We start from the raw sequence: 14,664 nt of genomic DNA, 5'->3' as shown, positions 1-14,664 counted from the left end.
ATCTCCGCGCAAACGCGTTCCACGTTTGTCGCGAGGGAAAACCGGCACCCACTTTTCCGGATCATGCTCTATCTCAGCGGCGTCAATTCGTGCATCACGCCGATGAAGTAGTTGAGATAAGTCGCCATCATTCCGGTGAGGACGAGGGCGAAGATCAGAAAGCCCACCATGATCGACAGCGGCACGCCGACGAAATAGACCTGCATCGCCGGCATCAGCCGCGCCAGCACGCCGAGGCCGATATTGAAGACGAGGCCGAACACCAGGAACGGCGCGGAGAGCTGTATGCCGATCTTGAAGGCGGTCGCGAAGGCGCGCGTGGCAAGCGCCGCCACGTCACCGCTCGGCATCAGCTCGCCCGGCGAGAATACCCGGTAGCTCTCGTTCAGCGCCGCAATGACGAGGTGATGGGTGTCGGTGGCAAACAGCAGCGTCATGCCGAGAATGGAGAGGAAGTTGCCGATCAGCACGCCCTGCTGTCCTTGCGTCGGATCGACGGCGGTGACGAAGCCGAGGCCGAGCTGCTGGGCGATTACCGAGCCTGCCACCGCAAGCGCCGCCAGCGTCACGCGCGCCGTGGCGCCGAGCACGATGCCGATGGCGATCTCGTGCACCAGCAGCACCCCGATCGCCGTCATCGAGGTCAGGTCGACCTGGTAAGCGGTGCGGTGCAGCGGCAGGATGATCAACGTCAACAGCAATGCAATGCCGAGCTTGACGCGCACCGGGATGTTGCTCTCGCCAAACCCCGGCAACAGCATCACCATGGCCCCAACGCGGGCGAACACCAGCATGAAGGTGGCGGCAAGGGCCGGCAGCAGCGATATGTCGACGCGCATTTATCCACAATGCATCAACCGCCTATGATTCGCGACGATATCCGCATCATGTGACCGTGCAGCGAATCGGCCATGAACGGCAGCGCAAGCAGCAGCGTGACAAAGATTGCGAGGATCTTCGGCACGAAGATCAGCGTCTGTTCCTGAATCTGCGTCAGCGCCTGGAACAGCGACACCACGACGCCGACCACCAGGCCAATCGCCATCAAGGGCGACGACACCACCACGATGGTCCAGATCGCATCGCGCGCCACGTCAAGGGTTTCGGCACCGGTCATGTTTGGTTCTCGCTCTCAGTTGTCTTCTTCATATCTCTCAAACAGAGAGGCCGCCGCTCGCGAGTGGCGAATGGCGAGTAGCGAATGGTTCACGACACCCCGTCCCTACTCGCTACTCCCTACTCGCCATTCGCCTCCTCAGATCGGCATCTTCATGATGTCTTCGTAGGACTGGATCACCCGGTCGCGCACCGATACCAGCGTGGAGACCGCGACGTCGGTCTCCGCCACCGCCGTCACCACGTCCATGACGTTGGCTTTGCCCGCGGTCATCGCCATGGTCTGAGCGTCGGATTTCTTGCCGGCATCCAGCACGCTTCCCACCGCGTCCTTGAGCAGCGCGCTGAAGGACGGGCCGCCGGTGGATTGGCCGCCCTTCTCGGCGCCGCCGGATTCCATGATGCGCGAAAGCGCGGCGTAGGCGTTTGCTGCAACGGTCGGTGAAGCCATTTTCTATGGTTCCTGTTCAGGCCTTGAGGATGTCGAGGGTGCGTTGAATCATGCGGCGCGTGGCGCTGATGATGTTGAGGTTGGCTTCATAGGACCGCTGCGCCTCGCGCATATCGGTCATTTCGACCAGCGGATTGACGTTCGGATACTTGACGTTGCCGGCAGCATCCGCCGCCGGATTGCTCGGCTCGTGCTTGACGCGAAACGCCGACTGGTCAGCCCTGACCTTGCCGAGCGTCACCACGCGGGCGTCGAGCGTGCGGTCGAGCGCCGAGGAAAATGTCGGCACCTTGCGGCGATAGGGATCGCCGCCCGCCGATGGCGCGGTCGAGTCCGCATTGGCGATGTTTTCCGAGATCACCCGCATCCGCCCCGCCTGTGCGCGCAGGCCGGAGGTCGCGATGCTCATCGAGCGGGCGAAATCGCTTCCATCATCTGCCATGATCCGGTTCTCCTAGTCGCGCCGCGTCAGCGCTTTCCGATGGCGGTTTTGAGCAGGCCGAGGCTGCGGCTGTAGAGCGAAGTGGCAGCCGCGTAATCCATCTGGTTGGCCGAGACCTTCAGCATCTGGTCTTCCAGATTGACCGAGTTGCCGGCAGGCTTGGTCAGGAAGCCGCTCCTGCCGCCGTCCCCCCTGAAGCTCTGGCGGCCGCCGGAGACGCCGATATGGGTGGCACTGGTGCGCAGCATGGCGAGCGAGCCCATCGCGCCGCCGACATCGGTGCCCTTGTTGTCGAATTTCGGCTCGACCAGGTCGCTCGGCCTGAAATTCGGGGTGTTTGCGTTGGATACGTTTTCAGCGAGCACCCGCTGGCGTTCCTGGTGCCACTGCATCTTGGTGCGCAGCGCCGACAGGATCGGAAGATCGTTGATGGCCATCGAGCTGTTCCCCGTTAACCTCTGGCAGACGCCGCGAGGTAGGCAGAATTTGCCCGGTGTATGGTTAACAGCTGGTTAAGATCACGCCTGGCGGCCGTCCACGTCGGCCAATACCCGCTGACAGCGACGAAACGAGCGCATTTTTGCCACGAAAACTGCGTTAACCAGCAGCAACCAACCCGGCGTGGGGCGCTCAGAAGTCGTTTTGGGTCAAACGATTCTTGGTCTATTAATTAACCCGGATGGCGGCGCTCGCCGTGGGGATTAAGAAATAAGGCTGATCTCGGGCATGATTCGCCGGGTGCGGATCGCTCAGGGCATGATCCGGCAAACGGGAACCGCTTTCCCAAAGGGAACATGCTCGGACAGGAATACCTAAGACCGCACTCGTCGAAGCCAGCAGCAAGAGAACGGCCCGTGGCCGGGGACTAAAGAATGCAGACACTGACATTCCTCTTCGCATTCATCGCCGTTCTGGCGCTGATCGGCGTGGCCGCATGGCTGGTCCGTCGCTTCGCCAACAACCGCCTCGGCGCCAACACCCAGCGCGGGCGGATGCCGCGGCTTGCCGTGATCGACGCCGCCGCCGTGGACGGCCGCCGGCGCCTCGTGCTGGTACGGCGCGACAATGTCGAGCATCTCCTGATGATCGGCGGTCCGAGCGACATCGTGGTCGAACCCAACATCGTGCGCGCAATGCCCAACCGCGATCAAATGGCGCCGCGCCCGGCGGTCGGCGAGCAGCCGCCGCGGATTGCCCCGCTGCCCGATGCCGCCTGGAGCGAGGAAGCGGCGAGAGCCGATTTGCGACCGACGGACGGCTTCGATCATCACGCCGAACCGCAAATGCCGGAGCCGCCGCCGCGCCCCGCACGTCCCTCCTTCGCAGACGATCTCCGCCGGCCCGCGCCGCCGCCGGAGCGTCGCAGCGATCCACTGACGGGGTTTGCGCCGGAATCGATCACCGGTCGTCCCGAAGCGGCCCCGCCGCGCCTGACCCGCACCGAACCGCTGATGCCGCGGCCGCAGCGCGAGTTGCCGCAGCGTGAGTTGCCCAAGGCACCGCCGGTGGTCCGTGAGGCGCCGCCAGCTCGTGAGGCGCCGCCGGTCCGTGAGGCAGCGTCGCTCCGCGAGGCACCGACAGGCCGTGAGGCGCCGCCTGTCCGCGAGGTACCTGCGGTTCGCGAGGCGCCGGTTCGAGCGCCTGAACGCGCCGCCGCGCCGCCGCCGCCTCCACCCCCCGCGCCGTCGAGCGCCGACCAGAATCTGGCCGAGATGGCGCAGCGGCTGGAAGCCGCCCTGCGCCGGCCGGCCGAACCGGTGGCGCCGCCGGTAGCGCCGGAAACGCCGCCTGCCCGTACCTCCCGCAGCGAACCCCCCGCTCCCACACCCGCTCCGCAGAAGAGCGGCTTCGAGAATCTCGAAGACGAGATGGCGTCATTGCTGGGCCGTCCGAAGAACCCTTCGTGAGGCCGGCGACTTCTCCGCGTAGAGTTTTATTTTTCTTAATCCTGACCATCGCCGGATCGCTCGCCGATCCGGCGCTGGCGCAGGACATCAGCATCAATCTCGGCCAGGGCGGCGGCGGGGTGACCGAGCGCGCGATCCAGTTGATCGCGCTGTTGACGGTGCTGTCGATCGCGCCCTCGATCCTGATCATGATGACGTCGTTCACACGGATCGTCGTCGTGCTGTCGCTGCTGCGCACGGCGCTGGGCACCGCGACCGCCCCGCCCAATTCTGTGATCATTGCGCTTGCGCTGTTCCTGACCGCGTTCGTGATGGGGCCGGTGCTGCAGAAGTCCTATGACGAGGGCATCAAGCCCCTGGTCGCCAATGAACTCGGCGTCGAGGAAGCGCTGCAAAAGGCCTCCGTGCCGCTGCGCGGCTTCATGCAGAAGAATGTCCGCGAAAAGGATCTGAAGCTGTTCGTGGACCTCTCCGGCGAGCCGCCGCCGGCGACGCCGGAAGACCTGTCGCTGCGGATTCTGGTCCCGGCCTTCATGATCTCCGAACTGAAACGCGCCTTTGAGATTGGCTTCCTGCTGTTTCTCCCCTTCCTGATCATCGATCTCGTGGTCGCATCCGTCCTGATGTCGATGGGTATGATGATGCTGCCGCCGGTCGTGGTGTCGCTGCCGTTTAAGTTGATCTTCTTCGTGCTGGTGGACGGCTGGTCGCTGGTGGCAGGAAGCCTGGTGCAGAGCTACGGCGGGAGTTAGCGGCCGATTTCTGCCGGTTCCGCGTGCAAATAGGTCAACATTAGTTACGTATTTGCAGCGGAGTTTCGCAGGGAATTTAAGGTGAGGTTAGTTCCTTCGTGCACAATGGATGCCAGGAACTGACTTACCAAACGCATCACCGGATTAGAAATGGCAGGCCAGCCGATCGGCGACATGGACGCCGAATACGCCACGACGATTGCCGACCGGGCTATGCGGTTGATGTCGCAGCAGTCGGTCCCTCCCACCCCCACCAATTTCGCCGTCTGGTTCGAATATTCCCTGGGCAGTTCGCTGGCGCTGCGAAAGACCATCGACATTCTGATTGCGGGCAAGCGCAAATTCGACGCGGCAACCAACCACGAACTCTATATCACCTATGTGGCGCAAGCCGGTGCCGATCCGTTTGGCGACCTTCCCGATCAATTGGGCGGGCTGATCGAGACCGCGCAGCAATTCCTCAACACTGCCGTCACCGACAACCGCAGCCACATCGAGGCGCTCGGTGAAGTGTCTTCCGAGGCCGCTGCTACCGGCGATCCCCGGGCGATCATTGCAAAACTGGTTGATGAATTGTCAAAGGCGACGGCCCGGGCCGCCAAGCTGGAGGCGAATTTCGCCGCCACGTCGGAGGAACTGGATAGCATCCGCGACTCGCTCAAAGCGGCCGAGCAACGCTCCAACACCGATGCGCTGACCGGGCTGGCCAACCGCCACTCGATGGATGAATTCCTTCGCCTCGCCCAGATCGCAGCGATGGAAAAGGACGAGCCGCTCAGCGTCTTCCTGATCGACATCGATCACTTCAAGAAATTCAACGACGATTATGGCCACCAGGTCGGTGATCAGGTGCTTCGGCTGGTCGCCAAGGTCTTGCAGGAAGGCGTTCGCGAAGTCGATCTCGCCGCCCGCTACGGCGGCGAGGAGTTGATCGCGGTGCTGCCGGGCGCCGATCTGCGGGCTTGCACGGCCGTTGCCGAACGCATTCGCCGGCGCATTGCCGAAGCGAAGCTGACACGCCGTGCGACGGGCAAGGAGATCGGCAGCATTACGGTATCAATAGGCGTGTCACAATTCCGCCTCGCCGAATCCGCGGAAGCCATGATCGAGCGCTGCGACCGCGGGCTTTATCGAGCCAAGCGACTCGGCCGCAACCGCACGGTGACGGAAACCGAGCTCGAGCTCGAGCCCGAGGCCGGCGCGGCCTAAGGCTTTATCCGTTCTGATTAAGCAGAACCGCGCCTTCGTCCTGTGTCGTTTGCAGAGTTGCCTTAATTCGTACGGGAGAAAAAGTCGCTATCCCGCTCCGGCGCGGAACTATTGCCGCAATCCCGGCTTATCGTGGACGCCCTACAGCCGGGAGTATTCCATGAAGATCGCAGGGATGATTATGGCTGCCGCCGCGGCCCTCAGCATCGCCGGTACGTCGGCGGCTCTTGCCCAGCAACCGCGTACGGGAATGGTGACGAGAATAGACCGGATCAGCGGCACCATCACAATCAGGGATATGCCTGAAGGCACCACCGGCGCGAATACCGGCGCTGCAGCCGAAGAATTCAAGATCCAGGATGGCTCTCGGCTGAACGCGCTGCACGCTGGCGACAGGGTCACCTTCGCCGTAAACGACACGCCGGGGACCAAGACCATCACGAAAATTGACAAGACGGACGCGGTCACGAAGATCGAGAAGAAGTGAGGCGAAGCAGCATCCCACTTTGTGATGCATTGCTTCGATCGAAAACAGCGAGGCCCGGAGTGCCCCAGGGCAAATGACGTTTCTTCGAAACGTCATTTTGCTTGGGAGTCCGGGCCTCGTCACCTGAGCCGCCCCATCCGGATCAAGGGGCCGCTCGGCATGAAACGCACCTTAGGGCAATCCGGCAGGTCTGCCTTGATCTGCCGCAAATCACCCGCTAGCGCGCCGAGCGCTCGAGCGAAGCGCGAATTTCGGCGGCCGCCTCGTCGCAATACTCGTTCAACTTCTGGAATCGTTGCCGCAGCGCCTCGAGTTTGACGGCGCGTTTCGCCGGCCCTTCCCGATCAATATTAAATCTGTCGACAGGCGATGGGCGGGACGCGGCGGCCTCTACAGCCGCCAGCGCTGCCCGTATCGATGTGTCGCGACCGTTGGTGGAAGACATTTTGCACGCCTCACAAATGCAATCCGACCGGACTCGGTCCGGTGGACTTTCCATGGAGTGACGCGCCAGCGTTGCGAGTTTGCACCCTGCAGTGTGTTGGTTGGATGCCCGGGTGGGGTCGATTTGGTGGCAAAAACGGACGCCGGCGGCGAATGAGTGGCACAACCTCGTAGTCTTACGGACTTTCTGTCCACGATTAGGATGCAATCGGCAACCAGCATTGCTGAATTGAGTCGTTTGCTGCTTCAGCGATAGTTCGATATGCCCGCCCAGCCTTCAGAAACCGGCCTGCCGCCGCGCTGCGAGATCTGCGGCGGTGGCACGGTCCAGATTGGAAAGCTGCCCCGGATCGGACTGCGTCCTCTCGTCTACGTTTATAAGTGCGACACCTGCAACCAGATCACTTCGATCGAGCCCGAGCGGCAAGACAGCCCCACCATCAGCCCTACCGTCACCCCGCCGATGCCGAAGTCGCGCAGCAAGAAGGCTCCGCACAGGGTCCCCCGGCGACAACCACACTGATCGCCGGCTTCAGAGCGCGACTTTCCTAATTCCTGAAAAACGCCGCGATTGCGGCTGGACCGGGTTTCATCTCAGGAATGCCGCATGTATAGCTTCGGCCAAACTCCACATGAAGAAGAGGCAGGGCATGTCCGAGGGCTTCATTGACGAACTGCACAACGCGCTTGGCAAGGGCGCGGTGCTATCAGGCGCTGACATCGACGCGCGCTATCACCACGACCTCACCGGCAATCCGGTGCCCAAACCGCGCGCAGTCGTCCGCCCCAGAACGACGGAGGACGTCTCCCTGCTTCTGCGGCTCTGTCACCGCGAAGGCGTACCAGTTACGACGCAGGGCGGCATGACCGGGCTGGTGCGCGCCGCGCTGCCGAATACGAACGAAATCGTGCTGTCGATGGAGCGCATGAACAGCGTCGAAGAGGTCGATGCCTCAGCCGGCGTCGCCATCGTGCAAGCCGGCACGCCGCTGCAAAAACTGCAGGAGCGGGTCGAGCAGGACGGCCTGATGTTTCCGCTCGACCTCGGCGCGCGCGGCAGTTGCACCATCGGCGGCAACATCTCGACCAATGCCGGCGGCAACCGTGTCATCCGTTACGGCATGACTCGTGACCTGATTCTCGGCCTTGAGGTCGTCACAGCCGACGGCACCGTGCTGAAGGGCCTGCGCAAATACATCAAAAACAACACCGGCATCGACTTAAAGCAGCTTTTCATTGGCAGCGAAGGCATCCTCGGCGTCGTGACGCGTGCTGCGCTGCGCATCTTTCCGGCGCCAGCGGAGCGGCAGGTGGCGCTGTGCGCCCTGCCCTCGTTCGGCCAGGTCATGGCATTCCTGAAGCTGGCGCGAAAATCGCTCGGCGGCGATCTGACCGCGTTCGAGGTGATGTGGAATGCCTACTACCGCCAGACCGTCGAGCGTGTGAAGGGAGTGGTTGGCCCGCTGCCGACCCACCATCCCTTCTATGTGCTGCTGGAGGCCTCAGGAAGCGACGCTGAACGCATTCGGGACGGCCTCGAGAAGATGCTGGAGACGGCGATGGGAGATAATTTGATCCTCGACGCCACGATTTCGACCTCGAACGCGTCCGTGGCTGCGATCTGGCGCATCCGCGATTCCAGCGTCGAACTCGGTCGCAGCTTTCCATTCACGGCACGGATGGGGTTCGATGTCAGTGTGGCCATCGACAGGATGGAGGAATATGCGGATACGCTGGATGCACGCGTCAAAGCGATCGATCCGCAAGCCTTCACCATCGTGATGGGACACGTCGGCGACGGCAATTTGCATCCCAGCGTGTATCACGAACATACGCCTGACAAGCACGATGAGTTCGAGAAGCTGGTCTACGACCTCACGGGCGAGTTCGGCGGCTCGATCTCGGCCGAACACGGCATCGGCATCCTCAGGCGCCCCTATCTGAAAATGAGTCGCACCGAAGAAGAGATCGAAACCATGCGCACACTCAAGCGCGCGCTCGACCCGAAGAACATCCTGAACCCGGGGCGAATTTTTACGGTGTGAAGGCGTTTGGCGATCGCTTATCGAGCGTCAGGTCTACGAACTGATGCCGAGGTGATCGTCGGCCGCAGAAGCAGGTGGCGGCCCGGGTGGCAAGTTGTCCGGAGCCGGCTGTGTCGGGATATGCTTGGTGAATATCCGGATGACGCGGCCTTTGACTGGCGGCAGCTTGTCGAAGAGATCGGACGCGATCTCCTCCACGGCGTCGCGCAAGGCCACGAACTGCGCCTGCCTTGCGATGCTCTCGGTGCCCCTGACACCTCCGAGTTCATCCATCGCAGCATCGCTGATCTGGCATTCGACCGTCTCGCCATCGTTCAGCATGGTGAACTTGAACGCAAGGCGTTCTCTGTCATGTCCAACAATTCTGTCCCGGGTCAACGGCATCCGACGATCTGCTTTGAAGGGTAGGCGTGGCTGGAAGCGCGTTAAGAGGCGCTAGAGCTTTCGTAATGCGCCAACACGTCAAAAATTGGCCGAAGCTGCGGCCAAATCCACTACCTCGCTACGTCCTCGGGCTCATTGGGAATGGGCGTGGTCGTCTGCGCGGTATGGCTGTTGAGGCTCCCCCTCGTGCGTCGACCACCATTCCACCACAGCTCGAGCGACCTGGTCCCACAGCAGCGTCGGAAGATCGGGTACCGCGATCCTGACCACGTGGCGATTGCATGAGGTATCACGAAACCACTCCGCTGCGCCGAAATCGAAGCCGAAACTCCCCGCATGCCGCAGCGGCAATCCGGCACTTCTCAAGTCGTCGCACAAATCCGCCGCCACTTGCTTCGTCTGCTTCTCGTCGAGCATTCGCTTCGGCGCCAGTGTGACATAGAGACCGTGCGCGAAATGCAGCTCCGCCGACGAGCCGGCAAGCCCGGATGCAAAGCATCGCGCCGTCCGCCTGCTGTTGCGCAAAATGGCCGCCATCCGCCTGTCAGTCAGAGCCCGATAGGCCTTCGTTCCGACGTAGGGCGGGAAATGCGCAGGCACCGCCGCGCCGCCGAACAGTCGAACCGCATTGCGCGTTTCGTTGGCGAGGTCCTCCAGCCGCTCCTGCTTGGCCGGGGCGACGTGCTCTTCGCAAGCGACGAAAACCACCGAGCCAAGCCGGCCGTACTCCACCCCGAGGGAGTCGAGCTTGGTATGGCTGCGCACCAGCGCGATCGGGACTTTCCAACGTCGCGCCCAGCTCACAACCCGGCGGATCCGCCCCGAGCCCGTCGAGAAGCAGGTCGTGTCGAAAATCACGAGATCGAGGCGCGGCCTTGCACAATGGAGGGTCGCCTCGAATGCGGCAGCGGGTGCGCATGAATCGAACAGAAGAATTCGCGGTCGATCACCACAAAAGGCAACCTCGTCGGGAGAGCTTTTCAGCGGGACCAAGCGAAACTGACGTGCATGATTTTCGATGAGCTCCAGGGTCTCGCCATAGGCGCCAGGCAAAACCAGGATGTCCGCCTCAGATGCCAAGCGTGCGAAGGCCAGCAGCAGTGCCGATATCGCCGCCATCCCCGAGGACGTATAGATGGTCTGGTTCGCCGACGTCGAATGGTCGAACTGGTAAAAGGATGGGCCGCGCACTTCGAGGTCTGCACGCTGATAATCGTAGCTGAACGTGAACGGCCCGGCGCGCAGCCGGCCCGGATGTGCCCAGGCTGTTTCCGTGAACGCCCAATCGTGCAGCGCATGCTGGGCCTTCAGAGCTGCGGCGATGTGAAATTTTTGTTCAATCACCTCGATCACCGAGGTCGGATGCCGCAGCGCCAAAGGAGTGTCGAGGAAACCGTTCAGCAACGTGATTTCCTCGTATTTCCTGTCGAGATAGGCCTCAAGTGTTTCCATGGCTGGCTTCGACCGACCCTGCCCTGCGATAACGTGCCGAGAGGGCCTTGGGTCCACGTCACCGAAAATGCATCGGTGCTCGGGCGAGCAAACCGTCTCCGACTTCTAACTGCGAGCAATTCACTGGGGAACGAAGTTGGCGTTATCTTGCCGCGCCGATCCGCCTGAGGCCGGCAATCGGCGGCAAGGCGCCGGTGTGAACCGGCTCGCCCCTGGAGATTTCCGGCGACAGCGGCGCGCGGGCGGTGGCATCCGGGAAGCGGATCCTCATTTCACGGATGAATCCGTCGAGCGTGTCGACGCTGGCGGCCATCTTGGCAATCAAAGCGAACTCGGCGCTGTTGGAAGCGGCCGGCTTGCTCGCGGTCTCGAACGCGAACCGGTCGGCCTCGCCGATCATCAGGGGCGCGTATTTCTCGCGAAACCGCGCCAGGCCGATCGCGTCCTCGGCCAGCGCATAGCCAACCACGGCACGGACTATGTCGCTCTTCTCGGCGGCATTCAGCGGTTTGAAGTCCCGCCAGCGGTCCGCGTAGTACAATTCGATCTGTTCGGAAGCCTCCCGCCACTGCCGCGACGCCCAATAGATGTCGGAGCGCAGCCGGATCGCTTCGCGGCCGGTGAGGTTGGAGATGATATCGAGCGCGAGGTCATGGCGACCGACATCGCTCTGCGCCCGCGCCTCCAGGAGTAGCCGCTGCTGACGCAATTCGCCGGACAGATCGGAGATCCGCGTCAGGCGCAGCGCCGTGATCGCCCGGTCCGGCTTGCGGTTGGCCAGGTAGACCATGGCAAGCCTGGCCGCCACCTGCGCGCGCGCGGCGCCCTCCAGGCGTTTGTCGACCTGATACTGCAACAGTTCGGCGGCCTGGTCGAGCAGGTCGACGGCAGCCAGCCGGTCCGCGAGGCGCCGGATCATTTCATCGCCGCGCCGGCCGATCGGCGTCAATTCGCGATATTCATAAAACATGGCGAGCGCATCGACCGGCTTCATGTCGTCGCCCTTCTGGCCGAGATAGAGGTCCGCGAACAGCGCGGACGCCGCGTCCTGGCCTTGCCGCGACAGCTCGGAGTTGGGCTGCAGCTTCGTCGCGGTCTTGGCGGCGGAGAGTGCCTCGGCATAGCGGCCGTTTTCGGCATAGAGCTGCGTCAGCTTGTTCAGTGCCTTCAACTCGATCGCGTCGCCGCGCCAGATTACCGACAAGGTCTCTAGTTCGCGTATCAACTCGGCCTGGCCGAGTTCGCCGCGCCGGTGCCGCAGCAGGGCCTGCAGCAGCCTCGCCTCCGCCGACGCCTCCCGGTCGCTGGATTGCGCCGCGAACCTGTAGGCGTCGAGCGCGTCCTTGTCGTGCCCCAAGGCCTCGGCAAGACGCCCGCGCAGCACGGCGATCTCGGGCTTCATCTCGTTGGGAATGCCGACCACTTCCAACTCGCTGCGCCGCCGCGAGGCCCCGCCATAATCCTTCACCTCGAGCGAGGCCCGCATCGCGTCGGTAATGATGATGCGCTGCAGTTCCAGCGGCAGCGCGGCGATCGAGAATTCGGCGTTCTTGAACTTTTCACGCGCGTCCACCCATTTTTCCTGGCGGGCGAAGGCGAACCCTTTCCACAATTGGGAATCGTAGCCGTTGCCGATCGCCGGATTGGCAAGGTCCTTCAGCGCGTGTTCGGGATGGCCAATCAAGATGCTGGCGACCGCGTGCACCATCAGCACGGTGCCGTCTTCGTTCCCCGGGTTGGTTTCGGAGAGGATGAGGTTGGTCACCCCTCTCGCCTCCTGATACATGCCGCGCGACATGTAGAAATTCGCAAGTTCGAGGCGAGCGTGTGTCTTTTGCTCAGGGCCTGCGGCGGCCGCGGCCTTGATCAGCGCATCCAGCCGGGCAAGAAATTTTTCTTCCCGGTTCTTGCGCCATTCATCGGCGTCGAACAGCGGCCTGACCGCCGCGGTGGCACGTTCAGCCGCGACGTCGGCGGATGACAGCGTCAATCCGCCGGGCCGGCCGAGCATCACCTTGTCGGCGCCGACCTCGGCGTTGATGTCATCGGAATTCGGATGAACGACCACGCCGTGCACCGATTCCAATAGCGACAGTTCGACGAAATCCTGCCGCTTGATAAGGCCGCGGGTCGGTGGCGGCGCGGTCACGACCCACAGCGTATCGCCTGCGTCGGGATCGACCAGCCGGTGCATCGCGCCGGGATTGGCCAGCGGCACGGTGACATTGGCAAGCGCGGGATCGGTAATATTCCGCAGCACCATCAGCGGCAGCGGCGGTGTCTGGCCGCGGTCGGCGAAGGTCAGCGTCCACTCGGCGCCGTTGGCGCGGCCTTCGCTTTCGAGCGAAGGGATCTGCGGCCGGTTGAGGCGGATGCGGATGGCCTGGCCCTTTTCCAGCGGCAGCCGGCTGACATCGCCGATGATGGCGCCGCCCTTGTTACGGATCGGCTCGATATCGACCGGCTTGGTCTGGTCGAATACCAGCCATACCGTGTCGGCACGGCGAAACAGCGCAGCCGGGGTCGGCGCGGCAAAGGAGAACGTCACGCGGAAGCCGTCACTGTCACGCCTTGCCTCGACGGCGGGGGTCTTGTCCTTGGCACCACTTTCCGGCAGCTCCGCGGAAGACTGAGTCTGCTTGGATGCCACGGGCTTTGGCGCTTCCGCCGCGGCGGCCTGCACCGGTTCGGCGGGCTGCGCCGCTTTCGCGACTGCCGCCGGAGGCGACGTCTTTTCCGGTGCGGCGGCCATCTTCTCGGTCGGAGGGATAGTGTTGCCATTGGCCGGCGGCGCCTTTTCGAGGCCGGGCATTGCCGCCTCCTCAGCGGCCGGTGCTTCGTTCACCTGCGCGGGCTTGATTTCGATCCTGGCCTGTTCGGCAATCATCTCCGACGTGACGGGCGGAATCTCGGCCGGCTGCTGTGGTGGCGGCGATTCCTTCAGGGCCTTGTCGCGCGCGATCCGCGAGGCGGGTCCTGGCTTGGCCGGCACGACCGGTTTGGCCGCGGCTTGCGGCTCGGCCAGCGCGGGCTTTTCCGGCTGCTGGAAGGCGACGTCGATCACATAGTTCTTTTCCTCGCGGAAGGAATGCACGTCGACCTCGCCGATCAGCAGAATGTCGACGGCGGAAGAATCGACGTCGGCGCGCTGGTTGATCGAGGCGATGTTGGGCGGCGCCGCCACCTTCGCGTCCGCCAGGTCGAAATTGAGCACGCTGTTGAACTGCAGCGTCAGCTTCTGATCGTTCAGCACCGACGAGATGTTGACGCCGTCGGGCATCTCGAACACGAAGCGGACGAAAGTCGGCTGCACCGAGGCGCGGACACGCACCGGCGGCCTCTTTTTCGCGGACGCCACCGCAAGCTGCGCGCGGAGCGCGCGCTCGGCGGCCCGTGCCCGCTCCGCCAGTTCGCGAACGACCGCGGCAGGAAGCGGGGGCGGCGGCCCGGTCCAGCTATCGGGCAGGAAGTCGACGAAGATCCGCTGCCCCGCCGTCATGGTGTTGACGGTTGCCCGCCGCGCCAGCGACAGCCGGATCGCGGTGCCGTCGGGATCGCGCCGCGCCGAGCCGACATAATCGGGGACGGCGTCCGACAGTTTGTCGACGGGAATATCCACCGGGCGCTTGAAGTGGATGATAATGATCGAACCCGCGGTCGAAACGTCGGATTCGACGTCCTCGGCCAGTTTCAATACCAGCCGCGCGAAGCCGCCCCCGGACGTGAACGTGGCCTCCCCCCGCACGGGATCGTCGGCCCGGCAGGGCTGCGAAAGCGTCAGGCCAACGAATAACGAAGCAACTGCAAGGGGCTGGCCAAGATAGTTGTGAAGGCAACGCCGCGCCGCCCGCGCCAATGCACGGCCCGGCGACCCAGTTTCAGCGGCAGCCCTTCGCCCCATCCAGAAGATCTCGTGCCTCGATGAATTCTTCGGCGAAGCGCTCTCGCCCGCACGTTTGAATCTTGGATTGGCCG

General features: G+C 63.3%; 14 protein-coding genes. 5 read left to right on the top strand and 9 right to left on the bottom strand.

Translation table 11 applies throughout. The features are described from left to right. Positions 1-68 precede the first annotated feature (68 nt). From fliR to flgB, 5 genes are all read right to left on the bottom strand, one after another. The gene (fliR, locus tag YUO_RS0118600) at positions 69-839 is read right to left on the bottom strand and encodes a flagellar biosynthetic protein FliR (protein WP_028348652.1); all 771 of its coding nucleotides are present in this window, start codon (positions 837-839) and stop codon (positions 69-71) included. 14 nt (positions 840-853) lie between these two features. Continuing rightward, complete coding sequence (gene fliQ / locus YUO_RS0118595) at positions 854-1,117, bottom strand: flagellar biosynthesis protein FliQ (protein ID WP_028348651.1); 264 nt, start codon at positions 1,115-1,117, stop codon at positions 854-856. Positions 1,118-1,255: 138 nt separating this feature from the next. Beyond that, a complete protein-coding gene (fliE, locus tag YUO_RS0118590) occupies positions 1,256-1,567 on the bottom strand; it encodes a flagellar hook-basal body complex protein FliE (protein WP_028348650.1) in 312 nt (103 codons plus the stop codon). 16 nt (positions 1,568-1,583) lie between these two features. Then, on the bottom strand, positions 1,584-2,009 hold the full coding sequence (gene flgC / locus YUO_RS0118585; protein WP_028348649.1) for a flagellar basal body rod protein FlgC: 426 nt from the start codon (positions 2,007-2,009) through the stop codon (positions 1,584-1,586). A 26-nt stretch (positions 2,010-2,035) separates the two neighbouring features. Next, positions 2,036-2,446, bottom strand: a complete 411-nt coding sequence (gene flgB / locus YUO_RS0118580) for a flagellar basal body rod protein FlgB (RefSeq protein ID WP_028348648.1) — start codon at positions 2,444-2,446, stop codon at positions 2,036-2,038. 435 nt (positions 2,447-2,881) lie between these two features. Between flgB and YUO_RS0118575 the strand changes: the two genes are divergently transcribed. The 4 genes from YUO_RS0118575 (at position 2,882) to YUO_RS0118560 (ending at position 6,364) form a co-directional block, all read left to right on the top strand. Then, on the top strand, positions 2,882-3,916 hold the full coding sequence (locus tag YUO_RS0118575; RefSeq protein ID WP_028348647.1) for a flagellar biosynthetic protein FliO: 1,035 nt from the start codon (positions 2,882-2,884) through the stop codon (positions 3,914-3,916). Continuing rightward, the gene (gene fliP, locus YUO_RS0118570) at positions 3,913-4,668 is read left to right on the top strand and encodes a flagellar type III secretion system pore protein FliP (RefSeq protein WP_028348646.1); all 756 of its coding nucleotides are present in this window, start codon (positions 3,913-3,915) and stop codon (positions 4,666-4,668) included. The genes YUO_RS0118575 and fliP overlap by 4 nt, the downstream gene beginning before the upstream one ends. 222 nt (positions 4,669-4,890) lie before the next feature. After that, positions 4,891-5,877, top strand: a complete 987-nt coding sequence (locus YUO_RS0118565) for a GGDEF domain-containing protein (RefSeq protein WP_028348645.1) — start codon at positions 4,891-4,893, stop codon at positions 5,875-5,877. A gap of 160 nt (positions 5,878-6,037) precedes the next feature. Continuing rightward, positions 6,038-6,364 carry a copper-binding protein gene (locus YUO_RS0118560; RefSeq protein ID WP_028348644.1) on the top strand — a complete coding sequence of 109 codons (327 nt, stop codon included), beginning with the start codon at positions 6,038-6,040 and terminating at the stop codon, positions 6,362-6,364. Between the two features lie 217 nt (positions 6,365-6,581). Here YUO_RS0118560 and YUO_RS0118555 read toward each other — a convergent pair whose 3' ends face one another. Then, positions 6,582-6,809, bottom strand: coding sequence for a hypothetical protein (locus YUO_RS0118555; RefSeq protein WP_028348643.1), 228 nt, complete (start codon positions 6,807-6,809; stop codon positions 6,582-6,584). A gap of 649 nt (positions 6,810-7,458) precedes the next feature. Between YUO_RS0118555 and YUO_RS0118545 the strand changes: the two genes are divergently transcribed. Continuing rightward, positions 7,459-8,853, top strand: a complete 1,395-nt coding sequence (locus YUO_RS0118545; protein WP_028348641.1) for an FAD-binding oxidoreductase — start codon at positions 7,459-7,461, stop codon at positions 8,851-8,853. A 33-nt stretch (positions 8,854-8,886) separates the two neighbouring features. Here YUO_RS0118545 and YUO_RS41040 read toward each other — a convergent pair whose 3' ends face one another. From YUO_RS41040 to YUO_RS0118530, 3 genes are all read right to left on the bottom strand, one after another. Then, the gene (locus tag YUO_RS41040) at positions 8,887-9,237 is read right to left on the bottom strand and encodes a DUF1488 family protein (RefSeq protein WP_083754627.1); all 351 of its coding nucleotides are present in this window, start codon (positions 9,235-9,237) and stop codon (positions 8,887-8,889) included. Positions 9,238-9,369: 132 nt separating this feature from the next. Further along, positions 9,370-10,689 (bottom strand): hypothetical protein, encoded by a 1,320-nt coding sequence (locus tag YUO_RS41035; RefSeq protein ID WP_051379501.1) that lies wholly within the window; start codon positions 10,687-10,689, stop codon positions 9,370-9,372. Positions 10,690-10,831: 142 nt separating this feature from the next. Beyond that, positions 10,832-14,590 (bottom strand): tetratricopeptide repeat protein, encoded by a 3,759-nt coding sequence (locus YUO_RS0118530; RefSeq protein WP_035727007.1) that lies wholly within the window; start codon positions 14,588-14,590, stop codon positions 10,832-10,834. Between the last annotated feature and the right edge of the window lie 74 nt (positions 14,591-14,664).

Source organism: Bradyrhizobium murdochi, from assembly GCF_000472965.1.
In the GTDB taxonomy this organism is placed as follows: Bacteria; Pseudomonadota; Alphaproteobacteria; order Rhizobiales; family Xanthobacteraceae; genus Bradyrhizobium; species Bradyrhizobium murdochi.
This window is presented reverse-complemented; position numbering and strand designations above follow the sequence as displayed.

Excerpts from the sequence above, each read along its gene's own strand:
- fliQ (WP_028348651.1), bottom strand. The coding sequence starts at position 1,117 with ATGACCGGTGCCGAAACCCTTGACGTGGCGCGCGATGCGATCTGGACC.
- YUO_RS0118555 (WP_028348643.1), bottom strand. The coding sequence starts at position 6,809 with ATGTCTTCCACCAACGGTCGCGACACATCGATACGGGCAGCGCTGGCG.
- flgC (WP_028348649.1), bottom strand. The coding sequence starts at position 2,009 with ATGGCAGATGATGGAAGCGATTTCGCCCGCTCGATGAGCATCGCGACC.
- YUO_RS0118560 (WP_028348644.1), top strand. The coding sequence starts at position 6,038 with ATGAAGATCGCAGGGATGATTATGGCTGCCGCCGCGGCCCTCAGCATC.
- fliR (WP_028348652.1), bottom strand. The coding sequence starts at position 839 with ATGCGCGTCGACATATCGCTGCTGCCGGCCCTTGCCGCCACCTTCATG.
- fliE (WP_028348650.1), bottom strand. The coding sequence starts at position 1,567 with ATGGCTTCACCGACCGTTGCAGCAAACGCCTACGCCGCGCTTTCGCGC.
- YUO_RS41035 (WP_051379501.1), bottom strand. The coding sequence starts at position 10,689 with ATGGAAACACTTGAGGCCTATCTCGACAGGAAATACGAGGAAATCACG.
- YUO_RS0118530 (WP_035727007.1), bottom strand. The coding sequence starts at position 14,590 with ATGGGGCGAAGGGCTGCCGCTGAAACTGGGTCGCCGGGCCGTGCATTG.
- YUO_RS0118575 (WP_028348647.1), top strand. The coding sequence starts at position 2,882 with ATGCAGACACTGACATTCCTCTTCGCATTCATCGCCGTTCTGGCGCTG.
- YUO_RS0118545 (WP_028348641.1), top strand. The coding sequence starts at position 7,459 with ATGTCCGAGGGCTTCATTGACGAACTGCACAACGCGCTTGGCAAGGGC.
- YUO_RS41040 (WP_083754627.1), bottom strand. The coding sequence starts at position 9,237 with ATGCCGTTGACCCGGGACAGAATTGTTGGACATGACAGAGAACGCCTT.
- flgB (WP_028348648.1), bottom strand. The coding sequence starts at position 2,446 with ATGGCCATCAACGATCTTCCGATCCTGTCGGCGCTGCGCACCAAGATG.
- YUO_RS0118565 (WP_028348645.1), top strand. The coding sequence starts at position 4,891 with ATGTCGCAGCAGTCGGTCCCTCCCACCCCCACCAATTTCGCCGTCTGG.